The 2,113-nt window shown below is 72.6% G+C and carries 3 protein-coding genes; all 3 read left to right on the forward strand.

Annotation, left to right across the window (positions count from 1 at the left end; translation table 11 throughout):
- The first annotated feature begins 169 nt into the window (after positions 1 to 169).
- Positions 170 to 625, forward strand: coding sequence for a hypothetical protein (locus ACFRMQ_RS40335; protein WP_380735889.1), 456 nt, complete (start codon positions 170 to 172; stop codon positions 623 to 625).
- A 64-nt stretch (positions 626 to 689) separates the two neighbouring features.
- Entirely contained in the window at positions 690 to 1,346 is a 657-nt protein-coding gene (locus ACFRMQ_RS40340) for a formylglycine-generating enzyme family protein (RefSeq protein ID WP_380735890.1), read from the forward strand.
- Between the two features lie 35 nt (positions 1,347 to 1,381).
- Positions 1,382 to 1,942: a GNAT family N-acetyltransferase gene (locus ACFRMQ_RS40345; protein ID WP_380735891.1), complete on the forward strand. Its 561-nt coding sequence runs from the start codon at positions 1,382 to 1,384 to the stop codon at positions 1,940 to 1,942.
- Positions 1,943 to 2,113: the final 171 nt, after the last annotated feature.

Below are 2,113 nucleotides of genomic sequence, written 5' to 3' on the forward strand. Positions count from 1 at the left end.
GCCCGGGAAGGGGCCTTCCCGAGGGGCGGGGGGAGGCGCTGGGAAGAGAGCGGGATAACGGTTCGAGCACATCTGCCGTTCTCCAGGGCGAGCCGTCCGGCTGACGGGCGTCGTGTCCCGGGTGCTAGATTCGAACGCGTTCAAAGAGGGTGCTGCGCAAGGGGGAAGCATGGTCACGGTGCCGGTGAGTGCCCGGTGGCTGTCCGGGGTCGGGGCGGTCGCGTTCCTGTTGCCGGTGTGGAGCATCCACCGGGGGTTCGGCCAGGGCGGGGTGGAGCTGTACGTCTTCGGGCTGGGCTGCGCCGTGGTCTGCGCCGTGCCGCCGTTCTTCTCCAGCGAGAAGCGGCTGCGCATCGCGTGCGCGGCCGGAGGCGTGGTGGTCGTCGTCGTGTCGGCGCCGTTCGTGTTCGCGGGTGCGATCTTCGTGGGCTGGCTCTACTACGGCACCGTGTACCTGGCCTTCCTCGCGCTCCCCGTCACCGCCGTGGCCGGCCTGGTCGCCGGGTTCCAGCGCGCCAAGGGGCGGGAGTGCGGTCGTGGGCCGGCCCGCTTCGCGTGGGTGTGCGCGGCGGTCGCGCCGGCCGGCTGGCTGGGAGTCAGCGCCTGGATCGTGACGCTGCGCTGATCGTCCGGCGCGTGCCACCGCAGGCGCGCGGCGGCCCGACGCGCGTGACGCCTAGGATCGGGGGATGATCACCGTACCGGCCGGCCGGGTCACCCTCTCCGACCGTCGCACCCAGCGCAGTTGGTCCGTCGACGTGGCCTCCTTCGAGCTGGCGGCCTGTCCGGTGACCCGCGAACAGTACGAGGGCCTGACCGGCGACCGCCGCCCCGCGCACAGCGTCTCCTGGCTGGACGCCGTCCGCTACTGCGACGAGCTGTCCCGGCGCGAACACCGCACGCCCGCCTACCGGGTGGACGGTGAGGAGGTCTCCTGGGACCGCGCCGCCGACGGCTACCGGCTGCCCACCGAGGCCGAGTGGGAGCACGCCTGCCGCGCCGGAACCGACGGCCCCCGCTACGGCCCGCTGGACGAGATCGCCTGGCACCGCGGCAACGCGGACGAACGCCCGCACGAGGTGGGGGAGCTGCGCCCCAACGCCTACGGGCTGTACGACCTGCTCGGCAACGTCTGGGAATGGTGCTGGGACCTCTACGACCCGGAGGTGTACGGAAGTTACCGCGTCCTGCGCGGCGGCGGCTGGTTCGACGAACACTGGAGCTGCCGCGCCTCCGTCCGCCGCCGCAGCCACCCGACCCTGCGCATCGACGACGTGGGGCTCCGGCTCGCCCGCTCGATCACCGGACAGCCGGCCGCGGTGAGGAGCGGCCCGGTGACCGGCTGAGGAACCGTCGCGGAGACCCGTCCGTTGGCGCCTGCATGAGTGAGGAAAGAGTCTCCCTGCGCCCGATCACCCGGGCCGACCTGGCCGCCTTCGACGCGATGCTGAACGACCCCGAGGCGCTGGGCGAGTTCCAGTGGTACGGCTGGCGGGACCCGCAGCGGTTCAGCCGGCAGTGGGCGGAGAACGGGCTGCTCGGGGAGGACCGGTGGATCCTCGCGGTGGCCGTCCGTGACGAGTTCCGCGGCTTCGTCGCCGCCACCCGGACGGGCCCGCGGCCGGCCTCCCCGTACTGGAGCCTCGGTGTGCAGCTGGTGCCGGAGGCGCGTGGGCGGGGGATCGGGACAAAGGCCCAACGACTGCTGGTGGACTACGTGTTCGCGCACACCCCGACCATGCGACTGGAGGCGGACACCGAGGCGGGCAACCTCGCCGAGCAGCGCGTCCTGGAGAAGCTCGGCTTCACCCGGGAGGGCGTGCAGCGCGCGGTGACCTTCCGCGACGGCGAATGGCGCGACGTCGTCCGCTACAGCCTGCTGCGCACGGATCCGCGACCCTGGGCCGGGTCTCGTGATTCGCGCGCCCGACGGGAACGATGAGACACCCAGGGCCTGTTTCGGAAGTGGATCAAGGCCATGCGGTGATCACGTTCCATGGCTCGGGGACCCACGGTTCCAGGTCGTCCTGGGCCGCGTCCGTGCGCCCGGCTCCTCCTCCCGGCTCCTCCTCCCGGCTCCGATCCCCTGGACGGACGCAGAACGGCCCGCCAC

The organism is Kitasatospora sp. NPDC056783 (assembly GCF_042789895.1).
GTDB lineage: Bacteria > Actinomycetota > Actinomycetes > Streptomycetales > Streptomycetaceae > Kitasatospora.